The sequence below is a fragment of the Paenibacillus montanisoli genome, assembly GCF_003268025.1.
GTDB lineage: Bacteria > Bacillota > Bacilli > Paenibacillales > Paenibacillaceae > Paenibacillus_Z > Paenibacillus_Z montanisoli.
In genome coordinates this window covers 1,742,619-1,762,481 of record NZ_QLUW01000001.1, presented here as the reverse complement: position 1 = coordinate 1,762,481, position 19,863 = coordinate 1,742,619, and the positions used below count along the sequence as shown (strand labels likewise).

Annotated in this window: 17 protein-coding genes and 1 riboswitch; of the genes, 2 read left to right on the top strand and 15 right to left on the bottom strand. The window is 56.3% G+C overall.

Annotation, left to right across the window (positions count from 1 at the left end; all coding sequences use genetic code 11):
• Position 1: 1 nt before the first annotated feature.
• The 4 genes from DL346_RS07870 to DL346_RS28975 form a co-directional block, all read right to left on the bottom strand.
• Positions 2-1,153: an MGDG synthase family glycosyltransferase gene (locus DL346_RS07870; protein ID WP_133257494.1), complete on the bottom strand. Its 1,152-nt coding sequence runs from the start codon at positions 1,151-1,153 to the stop codon at positions 2-4.
• A 307-nt stretch (positions 1,154-1,460) separates the two neighbouring features.
• Positions 1,461-1,784 (bottom strand): ArsR/SmtB family transcription factor, encoded by a 324-nt coding sequence (locus DL346_RS07865; protein ID WP_112881455.1) that lies wholly within the window; start codon positions 1,782-1,784, stop codon positions 1,461-1,463.
• Between the two features lies 1 nt (position 1,785).
• Entirely contained in the window at positions 1,786-2,208 is a 423-nt protein-coding gene (locus DL346_RS07860; RefSeq protein WP_112881454.1) for an SRPBCC family protein, read from the bottom strand.
• Between the two features lie 177 nt (positions 2,209-2,385).
• Positions 2,386-2,535, bottom strand: coding sequence for a hypothetical protein (locus DL346_RS28975; protein ID WP_165822405.1), 150 nt, complete (start codon positions 2,533-2,535; stop codon positions 2,386-2,388).
• A gap of 245 nt (positions 2,536-2,780) precedes the next feature.
• Here DL346_RS28975 and DL346_RS07855 point away from each other — a divergent pair, with 245 nt between their 5' ends.
• Entirely contained in the window at positions 2,781-3,701 is a 921-nt protein-coding gene (locus DL346_RS07855; protein WP_112881453.1) for a DMT family transporter, read from the top strand.
• Between the two features lie 100 nt (positions 3,702-3,801).
• Here DL346_RS07855 and DL346_RS07850 read toward each other — a convergent pair whose 3' ends face one another.
• The 4 genes from DL346_RS07850 to DL346_RS07835 form a co-directional block, all read right to left on the bottom strand.
• Entirely contained in the window at positions 3,802-4,437 is a 636-nt protein-coding gene (locus tag DL346_RS07850) for a hypothetical protein (protein WP_112881452.1), read from the bottom strand.
• Between the two features lie 65 nt (positions 4,438-4,502).
• On the bottom strand, positions 4,503-5,582 hold the full coding sequence (locus tag DL346_RS07845) for a M42 family metallopeptidase (protein WP_112881451.1): 1,080 nt from the start codon (positions 5,580-5,582) through the stop codon (positions 4,503-4,505).
• Between the two features lie 66 nt (positions 5,583-5,648).
• Positions 5,649-7,319, bottom strand: coding sequence for an ATP-binding cassette domain-containing protein (locus tag DL346_RS07840; protein ID WP_165822404.1), 1,671 nt, complete (start codon positions 7,317-7,319; stop codon positions 5,649-5,651).
• Positions 7,316-8,170 (bottom strand): ATP-binding cassette domain-containing protein, encoded by an 855-nt coding sequence (locus tag DL346_RS07835; RefSeq protein WP_165822403.1) that lies wholly within the window; start codon positions 8,168-8,170, stop codon positions 7,316-7,318. Before DL346_RS07835 ends, DL346_RS07840 begins: the two co-directional genes overlap by 4 nt.
• A gap of 97 nt (positions 8,171-8,267) precedes the next feature.
• Here DL346_RS07835 and DL346_RS07830 point away from each other — a divergent pair, with 97 nt between their 5' ends.
• Entirely contained in the window at positions 8,268-8,903 is a 636-nt protein-coding gene (locus DL346_RS07830; RefSeq protein WP_112881448.1) for a biotin transporter BioY, read from the top strand.
• A 21-nt stretch (positions 8,904-8,924) separates the two neighbouring features.
• Here the strand turns inward: DL346_RS07830 and DL346_RS07825 are convergent, their stop codons facing one another.
• From DL346_RS07825 to DL346_RS07795, 7 genes are all read right to left on the bottom strand, one after another.
• On the bottom strand, positions 8,925-9,515 hold the full coding sequence (locus DL346_RS07825) for a hypothetical protein (RefSeq protein WP_112881447.1): 591 nt from the start codon (positions 9,513-9,515) through the stop codon (positions 8,925-8,927).
• Positions 9,516-9,648: 133 nt separating this feature from the next.
• On the bottom strand, positions 9,649-11,529 hold the full coding sequence (atzF, locus tag DL346_RS07820; RefSeq protein ID WP_112881446.1) for an allophanate hydrolase: 1,881 nt from the start codon (positions 11,527-11,529) through the stop codon (positions 9,649-9,651).
• Complete coding sequence (gene uca, locus DL346_RS07815; protein ID WP_112881840.1) at positions 11,526-15,176, bottom strand: urea carboxylase; 3,651 nt, start codon at positions 15,174-15,176, stop codon at positions 11,526-11,528. The genes atzF and uca overlap by 4 nt, the downstream gene beginning before the upstream one ends.
• Before the next feature lie 32 nt (positions 15,177-15,208).
• A complete protein-coding gene (locus tag DL346_RS07810; RefSeq protein WP_112881445.1) occupies positions 15,209-15,859 on the bottom strand; it encodes an urea amidolyase associated protein UAAP2 in 651 nt (216 codons plus the stop codon).
• A 35-nt stretch (positions 15,860-15,894) separates the two neighbouring features.
• On the bottom strand, positions 15,895-16,617 hold the full coding sequence (locus tag DL346_RS07805; protein WP_112881444.1) for an urea amidolyase associated protein UAAP1: 723 nt from the start codon (positions 16,615-16,617) through the stop codon (positions 15,895-15,897).
• Positions 16,618-16,665: 48 nt separating this feature from the next.
• A riboswitch (guanidine-I (ykkC/yxkD leader) is annotated at positions 16,666-16,774 on the bottom strand.
• 180 nt (positions 16,775-16,954) lie between these two features.
• Positions 16,955-18,886, bottom strand: a complete 1,932-nt coding sequence (locus tag DL346_RS07800) for an LTA synthase family protein (RefSeq protein ID WP_240633061.1) — start codon at positions 18,884-18,886, stop codon at positions 16,955-16,957.
• A gap of 26 nt (positions 18,887-18,912) precedes the next feature.
• The gene (locus tag DL346_RS07795; RefSeq protein WP_112881838.1) at positions 18,913-19,788 is read right to left on the bottom strand and encodes a radical SAM/SPASM domain-containing protein; all 876 of its coding nucleotides are present in this window, start codon (positions 19,786-19,788) and stop codon (positions 18,913-18,915) included.
• Positions 19,789-19,863: the final 75 nt, after the last annotated feature.

Sequence of the window (19,863 nt, the reverse complement as noted above, 5' to 3'; positions counted from 1 at the left end):
TTTAACCCGATTGGAGGCTCGACTGCGCGACCAGCTCCGCAACGAGACTTGCTGCCGCTTCCGCGGAGTACGGCTTGCTCGCTTTCTTCGCCTGCCTGCGCATCGTCTCCAGACGGGCTTGCGATCCAAGCAGCATGCGCAGCGTGCCAAGCAGCTCCATTTCATCTTCGATATGGATGGCCGCGCCGCACTGTCGCAAGTAGTTGGCATTGTCGATTTCTTGGCCGGGCAGCGGCTTGTAAATGACCATCGGAAGGCCGGCCGCCAGCGCTTCGGATGACGTTAAACCGCCGGATTTGGTCAGCAGCAGATCGGACGCCGCCATCAGCTCCGGTACCCGGTCCGTAAAGCCGGTAACGACCATCGGCAGCTTATGCGCGAACTTCAGCTGCGAAAGCTGCAGCCTTAATTTGTCGTTATGCCCGCACACGACGATCAGCTGCATATCGAGCTCCCTGCGCGCCAATGCCATACATAGCGTCTCACCGACTTCCTGGCCCATCAACCCATTGCCGCCGCCCATGACGAGCAAGGTGCGGCGATCGGGATCGAGACCGACTTCCGCCCGAATCGCCTCTTTATCGTAGACGCGGTTATACTCGGAGCGAATCGGAATGCCGGTAACGGAAATGATCTCGTGCGGAACGCCCACTTTGGTCAAGCTTTGGGCGACCTCGCTCGAGCCGACGACATAATAATCGGTCTGCGGATACAGCCAATAGCTGTGATCCGTGAAATCCGTAATGACCGTAACGGTCGGCACATCGTAAAGACCGTTGTCTCGGATAAACGACATTGCGCCTGCCGCCAGCGGGAATGTGGACACCACAACCGCCGGCTTCACCGTCTGCAGCATCGTTAGAAACTTGCCTAGTCCAAGCGCCTGCACGAATTTCAAACCGCTGGACAACCGGTTGTGATGCCTCGTCTTGCCGTAAATAAAGCCATAGGTCTTCGGGAACGTTTGGACGCCGCTCAAATACACGTATTTGCTGATGGGATGGACTCTGGGGTGAGCCTCAGCCATATAATCCATCACTTCGACCTTGAGCTCAGGCTGAAGCGCGAACAGCGCTTTGCGCAGGGCATGCGATGCTTGTATATGTCCTGATCCATAATCGCCGGTCAGGATTAGAATCGGTCCTTTCTCCACCACCGTCTCCCCTTTCAAGCCGTATCCCGGGCAAATAGCCGTACCGCACGCTATCCTTGCATCCCCCGCGCCTTATTGGCTAGTACCACCAATATACGTTAATGTAACACGCCTAATGCGCCTTTACGCCATTCTTTCATCTAGCTTTTTTGTAAACTTCGGTTTCCTTCTTCTTTCGGTATAAAGCACCCATTTTCCTTCATTGATTGCTGCACAAAGGTGAATATCACCCTTACCAACTCTTAGCGTATCAAAAAAAACCGCGGTTAGGAATCGTCATTCTAACGATGTCCTACCCGCGGATATATCAATCTTCGGATTCCACGAATCTCTGCAGCGCCGACAGTTTATTTTCCCAATAACGTTCATAGTAATTCAGCCAGTTCTTCAGTTCCTGGAGCGGCTGGGTCTCTAGACGGTAACGCGTTTCCCGTCCTACCTTCCGCTCTTTTACGAGGCCGGCTTCGGCCAGAATGCGAAGGTGCTTGGAAACGGCGGTGCGCGTCATCGGAAAATGTCCCGAAATGGCCGTAACCGGCATTTCTTGATCCACGAGCAGCTTCAGCACCTCTCGCCGGGTCGGATCGGCGATCGCCTGGAACACGTCATGCTTCCCTGACGGAAGAGCCATCTTAAGCCTCTACATATCTGCCGAGAGCTTGATGCAGGCCCACCCAGCCTTCGTTCATCCGCTCGCGGATAACCGCATGCGGCAAGCCGAACTCGGTGACGGTATCCGCCTTCCAGCCGGAATGGATGAGCGTGCATTCCGTCTGGTTGTCCGCCAGCTCGTTCAGTATAAACGTAATGGTCCAATCCTTGCCCCAGCTGAAGGCAATCCGGTTCGGCTCTTCGACTTCCTTTACAACGCAAGGCTGAATGCCGAATGGCCCCGCATCGATTTTGAACGCATGGCCGACAACGGCTTCCATATCGTTCGGCATAAACCATGCGCCAAGGCCTTCCGAGGTTGAAACCGCAGCCCACACCTTCTGGATCGGGGCTTTAAAAACGAGCGTTTGATTGATATCGGGTATCTTGTTTTGCGTTTCCATTGTGCGGATCCCATCTCCTTCACAGACTAGTATTCGATGTTGGACTTCACTTTATCGGTTGCCGGAACCGCATTTTCTGATCTTGTCCAATTAAGAAGTCATATGGATTGAAAAAAGCGAAACCATAAGGTTTCGCTTTAATTATAGAATGCTAGCTGCTTCAATGTCAATGAACGGCTATCCGTTCTTGTTACGGCCCGGCTCGTTCTCCACGTTATGATCTTCCCATCGTTTGGAGTAGGCTTTATTGGTTACCCAGATCGTCATCCAAGTGAGAACAACCGCTATAACCGCTGCTGCGATCCAAACCCCTGCAGGCACACCCATGTCCAGTCTCCCCCTCTTCCGGCAGCTTACATGCCTTCTTTTCCCCATCATATCATTAGCTCGTCGCTTATTGCGCATAGACAAATGAACACATTATGACGAATTCATTTTCGTTTATTACGATCTCCACGGAGCGATCTGCCAATTCATTGCTTTCCCTTGCTAGGACTGGCCTTTGTGTGCATAATGGGATAGGTCGCACCGTTCATACTTGAAATCGAAAGCCATATAGGAAGGAAAATGTCATGACATCGCCGTCTTCATCCAAATTGCCTTTTTCGCCGGTGATCCCGCTAATCGTGGGCATGCTGGCCATCTCGTTCGCGCCGATTCTGGTCCGTTATTCCGACGCGCCCGTTTCCGTCCAAGGGATGTACCGCATGCTTTTCACCTTTATTCTGATGCTGCCGTTCGGCTTCAAGCAACTGCCTGCCATGAAAGCCATCTCGCGTAAAGACTGGCTGCTTCTGATTGCCGCCGGATTCTTCCTCGCGCTTCATTTTCTGTTATGGATGGCTTCACTGGACTATACATCGATCGCGAGCTCCACGATCATCTTGGCGCTTGAGCCGGTATTTGTCATGGTCGGCGCATTTATGATCTTTAAGGACATACCGCGCAAGCTTGCCGTGGTCGGCATGATCGTCGCCCTCGTCGGCGCCATGAGCATCGGTTCGGGCGATATTTCGCTGTCGCAGACCGCCTTCTACGGCGACGCTCTGTCCTTCTTCGGGGCACTGGCCGTTGCGGTCAACATGCTGATCGCCAAACAGATTTTGAAGCGCGTATCGTCCTATCTGTACAGCTTCATCGTCTTCGGCGTAACGACGGCTTGCTTCGCCATCTATAACGCCGCTACGGGAATACCGGTTCTTGGGTACGAGCAGCGCGAGTGGCTCGTGTTTCTGCTGCTGGCCATCGTCCCGACCGTCTTCGGGCATATGATCTTCAACTGGCTGCTGAAATATGTGAAGCCGACCACGATTTCCATGTCCGTGCTCGCGGAGCCGGTCGGCGCCAGTCTGCTCGGCATCCTGCTGTTCCGCGAGATGATCACCGGCTTCCAGCTGATCGGCGGCGCGTTCATCATCGTAGGCCTCGTCCTTTACATGCGCGCCGAGAATCAGGCACCCATAGAAGTGAAGAACGAAGCGCTCAGCGCTTAACCAAAAGAGGCCGTCACTTAAAGTAGATGTATCTACTTCAAGTGACGGCCTCTTCGCAATCAAAAAGCCGACTGCACACCTGCAGTCGGCTTTTTGCAAATTAATCCAGTCCATGCTCCTCGCGAATGCGGTACAGGCCTTGAATGATCGGCTCAGCCGGGTCGCGGTTCAAGAGATGATGCGCAATCAGCATGTGGAGCGGCAGCGCGCATACGTTATTGCCATCGCTAATTGACGTGAAGCCGGCTTCAAGCACGGCGCCGTGCTGTTCGTTCAAGTCCAGGTCGACGTGAACCAGCTCGTCCGGGAACTCCGCGCGAATCGTCTTCGCGCAATACGGCACGATCACATTATCGATCAACGCTTTAGCCTCGTCCTCGGTTTGCGGAGGCATCGGAAGCAAACGCTCCCCTTCCGAATCCATCAGATCCAGGAAGAACGATGCCAGCCAGAGCGAAGGATCTTCGTTGTTTTGGAATACGTTGAGCAGCTCGCGCATAAAGAAGCCGCACGCATACTTATGTCCGTCTTTCACTTCGATCTTGTAGGTGAAAATCGGGCCGTACACTTCATGGTTCAATACTTGACCATCCACTTGGTCTTCTTCGAATTTAAAGCGAAGCGCTTTAAGCGCGTTGTCATGCAAGGCTTTAATCAAACGTTTGAATTCCTCTTCCGGAATGCCACCTGTCTGCTCTTGCGTATCGTTCGGATTGGATACGTTGTTTGTTGTCATAGTCAATCACCCATCATTCATCATATAATGTTCGTTTCGCTATTGTCTACTCGTAATTTTTCCTATCATGCGTTCATTTCATGTGGACGAGGCTCCATCACATAAGCCAGAAGCAGCGCGGCCGTACCCAAAATGGCTTCGCTATGCGTACGCTCCATGCTGTGCGAAGCGTGCACGCCAGGCCCGATCAACGCGGCCTTGATGTTGCTTCCGCCGCGCAATGCCGCGGATGCGTCCGAGCCGTAATGCGGATAAATGTCGATGGCATATGGAATATTTTCCCGTTTGGCCAGGTCGATCAGTTTCGTCGTCATTCCGTAATCGTAAGGGCCGGTGGAATCCTTCGCGCAGATCGAAACGTCGCGCTCGGTTGCCGACAGATCATCTCCGATCGCTCCCATGTCGACGGCAATCATCTCGGTAATGTCAGCTGGGATATGCGAGCTGCCATGCCCGACCTCTTCATACGTCGAAATAATCGCTTTCACCGTGCGTAGAGGCGCCTTTCCTTCGCGCTTCAACCACTCCAGAATGCCGAAGATGGCGGCTACGCTGGCTTTATCGTCCAAATGCCGCGACTTGATGTAGCCGTTTGAAAAGAACCGCGGCCGTGCATCCCAAGAAACGAAGTCCCCCGGAGCGATGCCGAGCTTCAGGACATCTTCCTTCGAAGTAACGGGCTCGTCGATGCGGATTTCCATATTCGCTTCATCCCGCTTCAGCTCGCGGACATCGGAAAATACGTGTACGGATGGCTTTGTCGTAAGCACCGTGCCTTCGTACGCGCGACCGTCACGCGTATGAATCCGGCAGTATTCGCTTTCTACCGTATGCATGGAATAGCCGCCAACCGGCGTAAAGCGCAGCGTTCCCGACGATTTGATCGAGCGGACCATAGCGCCGAGCGTATCGACATGCGCTGTCAGCGCGATAACTTCGTCATCCCGGTGGTCGATGCCTGGAATCGTAATGATGCCATTGCCTTTCGGCGTTATTTCGAGAGCGTAGCCGAGCTTCGCGGCTTCCTCTTGAATGATGCGCATGATCGCCATGCAAAATCCGCTGGGGCTTGGGGTAGTCAGAAGCAGCTCCAACAGGCGGTGTATATAGTCTCGGTCAAGCTTGGGCTGAATCGGCGTCGTCATGGCTGGCCGGACACTCCTTTCGATAATGGACACTTGTTCTATCATAGCCGATTCCAAGGGAATTGCCTATTGCCATAACCAGAAAATAAGCAGAATGGCAGCGCTTGCCGCCGCAAGCAGAGAGTCGCGGCCTTTCCATCGCTCGGTAATCAGCAGCGTAGGCTGGCGCTCCATGCTTACCCCTCTGCTCTCTAGAGCGTCCGATACCTGCTCGCCAAGCCGGAAGAGAGCCAGCATGAAGGGAATGGAAGTCTCCTGCAGACGCTTGAACGCACCGCCCGGCGTACGCCGGATTCGTTTGCCCCTGGCCATGCCGATCCGGGCGAACCGTTCCCATTCCGATAAGAGAACCGGAATGAAACGCAATAGCAGCGTGACCGTCAAAATCAATTTAGTCCCCCATTGCGGAAGGCGGCCGAACACAGCGAACAGCTGCTCCAGCGACCGCCTAAGACGCAGCGGCGTGACGGCTAGCGGCAAGCCGAACCCTAGCAGCATCGCCAGCAGCGGCCGAAGCAGCGATTGGAGCGACGCAAGCGCGGCATCGGTGCTCCAATATCCGCCGTCTTCCTGCGGACCCAGACCGGCAAGCAGCGCAACGGAGATCGTGAAGGCGGTGAGTGCCATAATGGCGCCGCGCCAGCGTCGAAGCGGTATTTTCCCGAGATGGATCGACAGAGCCACAAGCAGCGCCATCGCTCCAAGCCCAGTCCAGGTGGATTGAATGAGAATAGCCGCGGAAAATAAAATATAAGCAAGCCATACGGCCCTCGGATCGAAATTGGAGAGCGGCGACAGCGGTTTCTCGGAATCGCGTTTCGCAAACGGAATTCGGCGGTCCTGCCGCTTACGAAGCAGCTTTGACTCAGCGTCCCGATGGATGGCAACCGCAGCGTGGGCTGCCGAATCGGCCGGACGCCAGATTTGTTCTGGCGGAACGCCTATGCACATCATCCGATGCGCGACCCGAAGCCATGCCGGTATTTCCATGCCGGCCTCCTCCAACAGGCCGGGGTTTGCGAGCAGCTCCTCTCGATTCGCAAGCTGCACGCTCCCGTTCATATGCATGATAAGCACATGATCCGCCAATTGAAGAGCCCAATCGCTCTCATGCGAGATCAGCAGCACGCCTTTCCCTTCGGCCGCGCTCCGTTTAAGCCGTATGCCCAGCCTCTCGTGACCGGCAGCATCCAAGCCGGCCGTCGGTTCGTCAAGCAGCAGCCAGGCTGCGGGCGCAGCGAACATGCTCGCTAAGGCCGTGCGCCTGCGCTCTCCCCCGCTCATCAAATAAGGGTCGCGGTCGAGCCAACTCTCATCCCAGCCGACAGCGGCCAATACTTCCCGGCATCTAAGTTCGCTTACCGCATGATCAAGCTGATACGGTCGAAGTACATATTGGAGTTCGTCGTGAACAGACCGCGCAAACAATTGCTCCTCCGGCGATTGGCAGGAATAGCTGTAAGCGAGCATCGCCTTCTCATTGCGAAGCAGCATGTTGCTCCGCAGCCGGCTGTTTTTCCGTATCCATAACGGCTCGGTTCCATACGAAATCGCAAGCCCATCGGGATCCCGCAACCCTGCAATCGTTTCCATAAATCTTGTCTTGCCGACGCCATTTGCGCCCAGCAATACCGTAATGGTCCCGGCTTCAAGCCGGAGCGCGCCGGTATGCGTATTGGACATCCCCTTATCGGCCCGCGCTCGCGTCATTTTCAAACCTTCGATGACCAGCGTCATACCGGCACCGCCACTATGCCTTGAAGCACGGCTTCCCATTCTTCAGGCGTTTCCGGATAGGGAGGTTGAAGCTTGCCGAGCCTGCCCAGCTCTAGGGCCAAGGCGGACAGATACGGAAGCCGCAATCCGCAAGCCTGGCACGGCGTCAAGCCAGTTTCATCGTCCGCGCCGTAAAGGAAAGCATGCCCCGTGCCGTCGAATACGATCTGCCCTTCCGTGAGCGCCGCTACGCGCGATGACGCTTCGATTTCCTGCAGCCGCTGCGTCACCCAGACGACCGCCGTCCCTCGCTCGTTTAGCTTCCGGGCCAGCCGGTAAACGAGCTGCATCGATTGCTCGTCAAGCATCGAAGTCGCTTCATCGAAGACGATAAGCGGCGATTCGCCTGCTGACGCCGCAGCTACCGCAGCCAGCTGCCGCTGCCCCCCGGATAGATGCTCCCACGGCGTATCCCCGATCGCGGTTAAACCGGTAAAAGCAAGAATCTCCTCCGTAAGCTGCATAATCATATCAGGTTCCAAGCGGCGCCATTCGAGCGCAAACCGGACCTCTTCGCGCGGCGTTTCCGCAAACAGCTGCGCGTCCGGATGCTGCATTATATAAGGAGACGGCCGGTTTCCTGCAAAGCCGCGGCTCCAGGTCCCCCGCACGCCTTCAATTGTTAACCCGGCAAGCAGCCTCGCTAACGACGATTTGCCGCTTCCGTTGACACCGGCCAGATTGACCCATTCCCCGGGCGCGAGCGCGAAGTCAAGCTGCTGCAATCGAGGGACAATCTGACCGTTTTCCAATATTCGGTCAATCGAGACATCCTGCAAAACCAAGCTTTCGGAGCTATTTATGTACGTCATGTTAGTCCCCTCTTCCCAAATGGATTCCCACATGTTACTATTTCAATTGTTAACCTCATATAGATAACAAGGTTAACACTAGAGAGGAGAATTGACAATGGAAACCACGACAACCCCATCAAGCCCGAATTCCCCGGTGCACGAACCGATCTCGGCAAGTCCGCAGTCCGGTTCCGCCTATTGGATCCGCGGCATCGTCTTTACGGCGCTGTTCGCCGCTCTGTTCATCGCCTTTGGCTATGTCAGCATACCGCTTGGCTTCACATCCGTGCCGATCACGCTGCAGACGTTCGCCATCATGCTGGCAGGCGGTCTGCTTGGCGCCCGGTTCGGCTTCTGGAGCATCGCGATCGTCGTCCTGCTCACGGCGGCAGGCTTGCCGCTTCTGCATGGCAACGGCGGGCTGAGCATTATTTTCGGCGCAACCGGCGGTTACATATGGATGTTCCCGATTTCTGCGCTTCTGATCGGCTTCGCCAGCGATCGCCTCTTCTCGCGGACGAACAAATTGAATCGCAGACAGATGCTGCTGCTTTTCCTCAGCCTCGTACTGTTCAGCGTCGTCCTCGCGTATGTCGGCGGCGTACCGTGGCTTGCTTATAAAGCCAAATTATCGTTTTCCGAAGCCATGATTAGCGGCTGCTATCCTTTCTTGTTCGGAGATATGGTAAAAGCGGTCTGCGCCACGTTCTTGATCGGCATTCTGCGCCCGCTGCTGCCGAGGCTTCGCTAATCGAATAAGCAGCCGTTCACGTTAGCCGGCCTGCCGCTTCGCCGCTTGCTCCAGCAGCGACTGAAGCTCGCGCAGCGTCGGCTTTCGCATGCTTACGACCAAGCCGCCGTTCTGGATATGAACCTCTTTTATATAAACCAGCTCGGGAAGCTGCGTGCCAAGAGGAATGACAATATCCTCGAAGTACTTATCGGGAAGCGCAATCCCCCGCAGTTTGGCTTCGTCCACGCTCGCAATAAGGTTCGGGTTCTTCCACTGCAGCTTATAATAAATGACGATTCCTACGGGCAGCCGATCCTTCAGCCGAAGATTCAAATGCGCGGCCAGGCGTTCGCCTTCAAAATTGAACCTGGCTCCGGTAACAAGCACACCCGGACGGTACTCCGGATTGAGCGCAATTGCGGCTTTGCCGATGTTGTCGATATCGGCCGCCGTCAGCACGAACTCCGTGCTCAGATTTCGGATCATCGTGAAAGCCCTCTCCATAAGCGGCACTTCCTTATGGTTCAAATCCAGCTTTTCACGCGGCTTCACGTATTGAACGGCGCCTATACCGCAGCTTAAGAGCAGCACGATCAGCACAATGAGACTGATTCCGAGTTTTCTCAGCATATAACAACCTCCTAATGCAGTGCCTTTATTATACGCCTCCCTCCGTTTACCCTACTACCCGGTCCGCAAAACAATCCGATAGCAAACAAGCCGGTCTCCCGTTGGGAAACGCGGCTTGTTTCATCCATTCATGTTACTGCGAGACTGCGTTGCGCCAAGATCCGTAAACCGTAATATCTTCGGCGCCCGCCTCGGCCTCCGCATACGCTTCGCAAATAAACCCGGGCACCTCGGTCCCGTCGCTCAGCTCGACCTTTCCGATGCCGAGCGGCGCCGGAATGGAGGCGGCGAAGCCGCCGAATGCAGCCAGCGGCATTTCCCATAATTCCAGCGCGATTGACGCACCGCCCTGCTTCTGTTTGATCATGCCCGGCTTCGCGGGCGTGGCGGACAGCTTAATGAGCCGGTATTTGGCCGCGCTGATGGCTTCGCGGACGAATACGGCGCCGCACGCTTCCATCTGCTTCTCGAGCGGAAAGCCGCGCATATGCAAGCCGCACACGGCCACAAGCGTCGCCGCCGGTGCCACGGGGCCCAACTGCTGCTGCAGCTGCGCTTCGCCAGATACGGTAACCGGCTCGCCGTTCGATGCGGCGGATTGAGCCTCAGCCTCTTGCTCTAGCCGCTTAGCAGCGCCGACCGCCGGGAATGAAGATTCACCGATCGCCATAATAAACCGCTTTGCCGCGCCGATCAGCAGCGACTCGTTCTCCGCGGCAGCGAAAAGCGTCACGCCGAATGGCAGCGCCTCCTCAGCCTCTCCGGCTTGAACCGCTACCGCGGCCAGGTCCAGCAGGTTGCAATGATTCGTATAGCGGCCCATATCGCTATTTGCTCTGACCGGATTAGCCCGAACTTCGTCACGCGACCATGTTCCGCCGCAGGTCGGCAGCATCAGCACGGCATCCTTCAGCAGCCGCTTCGCTTCCAGCTTGAGGCGCTGCAGCTTATGCGCGGCTTCGAAGACCGACGCCGCGGTATAAACCGGGGATGAGCCAGTACGGAGCACCTGCTCGGTCACCGGAAACGCGGCGCCGGGATGGCTCTCGATGAACGGACCGAGACTCGCCCATCGTTCGGCTACCCAAGGCCCTCCGTATAGAATCGCTGCGGCTTCCGCGAACAGCTCCGCATCGACGTACGCAACGGTCACGCCCATTGATTCGGCCGCTTGCACTGCTTTGGCCCATGCTTTCTCGTATGAGCTGGCATAGGGGCCATAAAAATCCGGCGCGTTCCCAGGCAAGCACACCGAAGCCGGCATACGTGCCGTGAACGGGTGCGGAATCGCCCGCGACCAAGGATCCGATTCCTCCGCGCCGCGGGCGAACCGGTCGACCGCGAGAGCATCGTCGAGACTGTTCGCGAAAACGGTGACGCAGTCTAGGCTCGCGCAGGCCGGCACGACCCCCTTCGTCGGCCAAGCGCCAACGCTCGGCTTGTAGCCGACCAAGCCGTTCAGCGCGGCAGGCACGCGGCCCGAGCCGGCCGTATCCGTGCCAAGCGCGAACGCGGCTTGCCCGCGCGCGACGGCAACGGCCGAGCCTGAGCTCGAGCCGCCGCTGATCAGCTCGCCGCGCAGCGCGTTATGCGTTTCGCCATAGGGGCTTCTCGTGCCGACAAGCCCTGTGGCGAACTGGTCCAAATTCGCTTTGCCGACGGGGATCGCTCCCGCGTTAACAAGCCGCTGCACAACGATGGCGCTTTCCTTCGGCGTATAAGCGAACTCGGCGCAGCCGGCCGTTGTCGGCACGCCCGCCAAGTCGATATTGTCTTTGACGGCGAACGGTATGCCCCAAAGCGGGGAATGGTCCGGCGCAATCTGCGTCAGCCGCTCCAAATACGGCTCGATCAGCGCCATCGAAGGCGGCGTAATCCATATATTCATATCGGCGTCCGCTTCGGCTCGGCGCACGATTTCCTCCATCACCTCGCGTGGCGTAAGCATTTTCGAAGCATATTGCTCGCGGAGCCATGCCAAGGTCAGCTTATTCGGCCATTTCATCTCCGTCATACATGCGACACCTCTCTTTCCCTTTCCTTGACCAAGCCAACGATCAATTGACCCGTATGCACCTCATCGCCAGGCTTGACGAATACGGCGGAGACGAAACCGTCGCACGGCGCGGTCTGGGAAAACTCCATTTTCATGCTCTCTTCAACGATGAGCGTATCGCCCTTCTTCACCTCTTGGCCCGGCGCAACCAGCACTTTCCAGACGCTGCCCGGCATCGTGCTGCGTACGGCGATCGTCCCTTCCGGCAGCGCATCCTCGGTTGCGGCTTTGCCGGTATCCTGCTCGCAGCCATATTCGGCGAGCCCGAGCGATTTCCACCTTTCCCGTTCCGCTTGAAACGCCGACTGCCGCATCGCTTGGAACGCATCCGCGCTCTCCTCGATCGAACCGAGGAATGCCAAGTATTCGCTAAGCATGAAGGTCGTTTCCGTAATGTCCGCCTCGAACCGTCCGCGCGTAAAGTCCTCGCGCAGCCGCGTCAGCTCATCCGCGCTGACGGGGTAGAACTGGATCTGGTCGAAGAACCGGAGCAGCCATGGCTTGCCTTGATGAAAGCTTTCCGTCTCGCGGTTCAGGTTCCACATCTGAATCGTCCGTCCGACGAACTGGTAGCCGCCGGGGCCTTCCATGCCATACACGCACATATAAGCGCCGCCGATGCCGACCGCGTTCTCCGGCGTCCATGTACGCGCCGGATTATACTTGGTCGTCACGAGCCTGTGCCTTGGATCGATCGGCGTTGCGACCGGCGCCCCCAGATAGACATCCCCAAGACCGAGCACCATGTAGTTCGCTTCATAGACGATCTTCTGTACATCGCCGATCGAATCCAATCCGTTAATCCGGCGGATAAACTCCAGATTGCTCGGGCACCAAGGCGCATCCGGACGAACGTTCCGCTGGTAGCGTTCGATGGCCAGCTGGGTCGAGGGATCATCCCACGACAGCGGAAGACGGACAATGCGCGACGGCACAGACATCGTTTCGAGCGGCGGCAGACTGCCGTCCAGCTCTAGAATCCGCGCGCAAGCTTCTTGAACCGTCGTTCGTTTCGGATCGATATGCACTTGCAGGGAACGAATGCCAGGGGTCAAATCGAGTATCGGAATCGCTTCGCTCGCTCGAATGGCCTGCATTAGCGCGTGCACCTGGAAGCGAAGCAGCAAATCAAGCTCCATCTCCCCGTACTCCACCAAAATATTCTCATCGCCGCTGCAGCGGACCGTTATCGGGAATCTGCGGCCGGCGGACAGGTGCGCAAGCAGCGGATAGTCCGGCGTCAAGGCCGGTCCCGCTTCCGGCAGTGCAATCGGTGTAAGCTTGCTCCACTTCCCCTCGCCGATCGCTTCGAGGTTGCGGTTCTGTTCCTGGCGCAAACGGCCGGCTTCTTCCAGCGAGATCAACCGGAAACGGACCTCATCGCCGGGATGCAGCTGTCCCAGTTTCCAAAATTCGGCGGATGCCGTTGTTACCGGGCAGACGAAGCCGCCGAGGCTTGGGCCGTCAGGGCCGAGCAGAATCGGCATATCGCCCGTCAGATCGAGCGTGCCTACTGCATACGCGTTATCATGGATATTGGACGGATGCAGGCCGGCTTGACCGCCGTCCTCCCTCGCCCAGCGCGGCGCAGGTCCAATGAGCCGCACGCCTGTCCGCGAGCTGTTGAAATGCACCTCGAAGCTTGTTTCCGCAAGCTCCTTCAGATAGGCAGGCTTCAAATACTCGCCCGTGCAGTGCGGGCCGGGAATAACGCCGATCGTCCACGACCGTGTCATGGCCGGGCGGTCCCGTTCCTGCAGCCGCACATCTGCGACTGGAGTTTCAATCATCATGCCGCTTCTATTCACGCCCAGCACGTCCCCGGCGCGAAGCGCACGTCCTCCGTGCCCCCCGAAATTGCCTAAGGTAAAGGTCGAGGAACTGCCCAGGATGCGCGGCATATCGAGACCGCCTCGCACGAGCAAATAGCCGCGCATACCCGCTTTCGCTTCGCCGAAGCTCAGCACTTGGCCTCTGCGCGCTTGAATCGGCCGATACATAGGGACGGCCTCGTCATCCAACGCTGCTTCCATATCCGCGCCGGTCAAGCAGATCCACATGTCGTTCCGGAACTTATAGGCGCCGCCGCGAAGCGTCAGCTCAACGCCCGCTGCGAAGTCCGCATTGCCGAGCAGTTTGTTGCCCATCCGGAACGAAAGCGGGTCCATCGGTCCGCAAGGCGGAACCCCGACATCCCAGTGCCCCGTCCGTCCAGGCCAATCCTGCACGGTCGATTGAACGCCGCCGTCCACAACCTCAATCGCGTGTTCGGACGGCTCGAAGCCATTTAACAGGCGGGTGTACACATTGCCGCTCAAACAATCTTCGTGGCCGAGCAGAGCATGAACATACTGCAGGTTCGTCGTCACGCCATACAGACGCGTTTCCTCAAGCGCTTTGCTTAGCTTCGCAATCGCCTCCTGCCGATCGCGGCCATGGACGATAATCTTCGCCAACATCGGATCGTACAGCGTCGTCACCGTGATGCCGTCCCTAACCCATGATTCGATGCGCGCATTCGGCGTAAACTTCACTTGATCCAGCTTGCCGGCGCTAGGACGGAACTGCTGCAAACAATCCTCCGCGTAAACCCGCGCTTGAATGCTGTGGCCGACCGGTGGCTTCACGAGCGAATCAAGCTCCTTTAACTCGTCGGCCGCTTCATGTAACATCCATTCGACCAAATCGATGCCGAGCACTTCTTCCGTGACGCCATGCTCCACTTGAAGCCGAGTATTCACTTCCAGAAAATAAAACGCGCACGTTTGCGGGTCGTACAAATACTCGATCGTACCCGCGCTGCGGTAACCTGCTTCAGAAGCCAGCCTCTTTGAAGCGGCGAACATCGCCTGCCGCACGCTCTCCGGCAAATTCGGGGCCGGGCTTTCTTCGATGATCTTCTGGTTGCGCCGCTGGATCGAGCAATCCCGTTCGCCCAGCGTTACCACCTCTCCGAAACGGTTGCCGAAAATTTGGACCTCGACGTGGCGCGCCTTCTCGATATATTTCTCGAGGAAAATACCTCCGTTCTTAAAGTTCGTCTCCGCCAAATACCGAACGCCCTCAAACGCGGCCCGCAGCGCATTCTCGTCCTCGCATGCCCGCATGCCGATGCCGCCTCCGCCGGCAGTGCTCTTCAGAATGACCGGATAACCGATCGTTTCGGCCTGCGACAACGCGTCATCCAGCTCGGAAATCAAAGGCGTTCCCGGCAGCATCGGCACGCCTGCGCGCTCGGCAATCTCCCGCGCGGAATGCTTAAGGCCGAACATCTCCATCTGCTCCGGCGTCGGGCCGATAAAGACGATTCCCCGTTCGCGGCAGGCTCTGGCGAAAGCGGCATTCTCGCTGAGGAAGCCGTAGCCCGGATGAATCGCCTCCGCGCCTGTATCGATCGCGGTTTGCAGGATCCGCTCCGCATCCAGGTAACTCTCCTTGGCTGGGCCGGTTCCGATGAGCACGGCCTCGTCTGCCCCGTCGACATGCAAACTGTCTTGGTCGGCCTGCGTATAGACGGCAACGGATTCGATGCCGAGCTTTCGGAGCGTACGCTCGATCCGGACGGCGATGGCGCCGCGATTGGCAATGAGCACTTTTTTGAACACGGTCATGGTAGTCCCTCCCAAATTGAGTCTCTCTATGGATTCCAGATCAGGACCCGGATCGGGGTCGGATTGTAAGCATTGCATGGATTATTAAGCTGCGGACAGTTGCTGATCACGACGATCGTGCGGCAGATCGATTCCAGCTCGACGTAGCAGCCGGGAGCAGACACGCCATCGGCGAACCGTAAATCGCCTTCCGGCGTAACAGGTACGTTCATGAAGAAGTTGACGTTCGGCGCAAGATCCCGTTTCGTATAGCCCCCGTCATGCTTTGCCAGCTGCAGCATAAACGTATCGCGGCAATTGTGCATGTGCAGCTTCCCATGGGCGTAACGCACCGTGTTGCTTTGAGCGGAACACGAGCCGCCGACCGTATCGTGCCGGCCGCATGTGTCCGCGACGATCTTGATCAGCTCCTTGCCGGATTCCGCGCGAAGCACGGAGCCGGTCGTCAAGTAGATGTTGCCTTGCCCGGCGATCGTCGCCACGGCGCTGTAGTGATCCTCCGGGTTATCCGCGTCGAAGAACAGCGTATCCGCCGCTTGGTTTCCCTCCATATCCACGATTCGCAGCACTTGTCCGGGCTGCAGCTCCTGCATCCAGCCGTCGCCCGCAAGTATGATTTCATCGATAATGGCCGTTTCCGGCGCAAGCGAGCTTTCAAAGCGGTGAAATGCCGTCATAAAATCGATTCCTCCTCGTAATCGTTTCGTTTGGCTCATCGGCCCGAGAGCAGGTAGTATTCAGCCGTGTTCTCGAAGGCTCTGCGGTTTTCAGGTCTGAAATGGAAGCTGTAATCGTTCGCCGGATCGAAAGGGGGCGCCGCCGAAATATCCAGCTGGACGGCAGCCATCGGATAATCAGAACTCGGGTTTAGCGGATTCGGCGTATTCGACAGCACAAGCAGCAGATCCATGTCTGTCCGCAGCGTCACGGCCTTGCCTTCCTTGCAATGGGATTCGTCGTATATCATCCGGCCGTCGTCATCGCAGTACACTTTCGCAAACAAATTGACGACTGGTCCCATATCTCTCACGCCAAGCCCGTTTCGAACAAGCTCTACCGCAAAATTTTCATAGCCGCTTCGCAGCCAATCGTTGCGTTTCTCCTGGTAACGGGTCAGCCCATACTTCGCGTCCGTCGCCTCGCGCGTCGTATAACCGGTAATCGCGTCATGCCACCCCAGCTCATCTTCGACGATGCTTGCCAGCACGCGGCCGTTATCGCTCATTAGCACGTTCCCGCGCGTCAGATGCGCGGTATGCTGGGCTTTCAGCGTATCCGGCATATTGTAGCGCTCTGTCAGTTCGTTCGCATGAAACAGCATCAGGGACAAATTCGCGTTCGGTGCAAGCGCCGTAAAACGCAGGTACTTCCCTTTGCCGATGACGCCGGACCATTTGTCCCCTGCGCCGATGGTTTTGCTCCATAAACTTGTCATAGAGTGGCCTCCTTGGATCTGGATAAATAAAAAAAGCCGGGAGCGATGATCTCCCAGGCTTTTATCCTTCCGTGTTATGCAGCGCAAGCCGCACACCGTCTCTCGGACCTGCTTGATGGAAGAATTGCTCACCAACGGAACCCTAGACAGTTGCTCGTTCTCAAATATCTAACATGAGAACCGATATTAAATTGTTAAAACCTACTATTGATTCGTATTATAGGCCCGAAAATCGATAAGTGTCAACCGATATGTTAGGTTTAATTACATAAAATTCAAAAAAAATGCCTCCCACCCATGCGAGACTCGCACAAGCAAGAGGCGTTGATTCCGTTTATTAACGCTTTGGAAGAGACTTCACGTAACGGTCCGAGACGTCCATCAGCTTCATGATATAGTCATAGTCTTTGCGATATGGCGTTAGATCGGCAACCGGCTCCAGCGTCCGGATATTGACGGCTTTGCCGTCCTCGAATCCTTTGCCGGGCACAAACAAGATGTCATCGTTATAGAACGAGCCCGTCGGCAGGTAGTACCTCGTGCCGAGCACATTCCGGTCGATATTGAGCAAATCGTGGCCAAACGCCGTGAATCCTTCGTCCTTAAGCGAAATGCCTAGCAAATTCGCCACAGTCGGTAAAATATCCAGCTGTCCGCCAACCCGCTCCACAACCTTGCCCTGCGTTTCGCCCGGCGTGCGGATGATGAGCGGGATATTGAACCGCGAGATTTGCTGGTCATATTTAATGCCGAGCGTCTTCTCAATGACCGCCGGATCGTTGTCATTCGGCTGCAAGCCGAAATGATCGCCGTACAGCACAAGAACGGTATCGTCCCATTTCCCCGCCTCTTTCAGACGGTCGATCAACGTACCGATCGCATAGTCGGTGTAGTTAATGCCGAGCAAATAGTTGCCCAGCTGCGTACCTTCCAGCTCCGCCGGAAGTTCCATGCGCATCCGTCCCTTCGGCACCTCGAACGGAAAGTGGCTGGAAACGGTCACGAACTGTCCGTAGAACGGCTTTGTTCCGCCGCTAACCTCCTGCAGCTTCTCCACCCCGACCTTGTAAAGCTCCTCATCGGATGCGCCGAAGCTGTTGAAGTGATCGTTTTTGAAATAAGGCTTGTCAAAATAATGATCGAACCCAAGCGCCGCATACATCTTGTTGCGGTCCCAGAACGTTACGTCGTTCACGTGGAATGTGTTGGCCACATAGCCGCTCTTCTGCAGCAGCTTCGGCAAGCTTGGAAGATTGCGGTCGCCGTAGCCGGTCGACATGGCGATCTTGGCCGTCGGATAGATCGACGTGTTGGACATAAATTCGGCATCGGACGTATTCCCTTGGCCGATTTGCTGGAACACATGCGGGAAGTAGAAGCTTTCGTCCGCCAGCTTGTTCAGCACCGGCGTAATTTCTTTCCCGCCAAGCTTCAGGTGAATCGGGAAGTTCTGGAAGGCCTCCATCTGGATGACGATCAGATTCTTCCCTTTCGCAGACCCGAAATATGCCGTCGTTCCATCTTGCCCGTCTTTATACGGATAGGCGGCTTGAAGGTCTGCCGCCTCCTTCGCAAGCTCGGCCGGATCCCCTTCCGCCGCCACGCTGTTGTCCTTCGCCGCCTTAATTGCCGCGGACACTTGATAATTCAAGAAGCCTTCCTGTTCCGCCTCGACCAGCTCGTTCTCGATCGGCATTCCGGCTTGAATGACGCGCGCCGAAATCGCAAGGCTTAGTATGAATACGACCGTAATCACGACCCGGTACATGGCTGCCGTCCCCGGGGCGCGCAAACCGCTCGCGGAACGCCGCGCACGCTTAAGCAGCAGGACTGCCGCGATCACAATTGCGACAATGAGATCAACGAAGAACAAATAATGGCCAAGCTGGATCGTGGATTCAACGCTCGATTGGATTTTCGTGACTTGATGCAGCTCATACAGAGCGGTATAAGTCGGAACCGTCCCGAAATGCTCGAAATAGACCGCCGATGAGAACAGCGCGAATGAGTAGATCAGATTGACCGCGCCGTAGGCTGAAGCCCGCAGCTTGGCCGGCGTAATGAGCTCCACGGCGCTAAGCAGCACCAGAATGGCGCCCATATCCGCAACTAGACGCGACCATGCGATATCGTGAAAAAGGAAATAGCGCAGCAGCAGCATTTTAGCAAAGAACAATACGATTGCGATATAGTAGAACGGAATTCGCGCTTTGCTTCCCCGGTTTAAGGAAAGCATCTCCTTCCGCTCCTGAATCGGCAAAACACTCATAATCGGATGCTACACCTTCTTTCTTGTTAACTGAACCGCTGCCTGAAACCGCATTTGCGGCACAGCTCCTCGACGACCTCCCTGCGGGAAAATCCGTCATACAGCCGGTTCGCGCGCTCGCCCTCGATAATTTCCGAGAACGGCGTTTGATGCACGTTGCCGAGATTGATGACGCCTTCGCCGTCGAGGCAGCAAGGCACGACCGTTCCGTCAACGAGTATGCCGGCTTGATTGCGAAGCGCGTGGCAGAAGCCTTTGCCTTCGTCCTCTTCTTCCTTCAAGTCCGGCCACTTGAATTCCACCTCATGATTCAAATAAACGCGTTCCGCGATCTTGAAGCCGTTTCCGCGCGTAAACTTCTCTTGGATGCGGAAATCGAGCTCGAATTCCCGTTCGATCTGCTCCAAAATGTCTTTGTTCCGGTTGCGCTCCACGTTAAGCTCGTTGTTCTCATCCAGATTCCAAAGCCTGAGCGAGACGATGAGTTCGGAGGTCGCGACGGCTTCTTTGACAAACGAAAGCACGCTGCCGACATAGCCCTCTTTATCAACCGAGCCTTCATGGCCGTCAAAGCTGTGCAGCGAGAAATTCATTTGGCGGAGCGCCGGCTTGCCCATGATTTTGTCCTTGGCTTTATGAAGCAGCGTCCCGTTCGAAGTAATGTTGACCTTGAAGCCGCGCTCGTGGCTTAGGTCGAGCAGCTCGTCGATCTTCGGATGCAGCAGCGGCTCGCCTTTCAGATGGAAGTAGATAAAATCCGTATGCGGCTTGATTTCATCCAAGATTTTCGTAAACTCGTCGATCTTAATAAATTTCGCCTGGCGCTTCGTTTGCGGGCAGAAGGAGCAAGCCAGATTGCAAATACTCGTGATTTCGATATAAAACTTTTTGAATTTTTTCATCGGCATTAGCCCCGTTCATCCACTCAAAATTGGTTGCTTCGCGATAACATACCCTCCATTATACGGCGGCCCGTC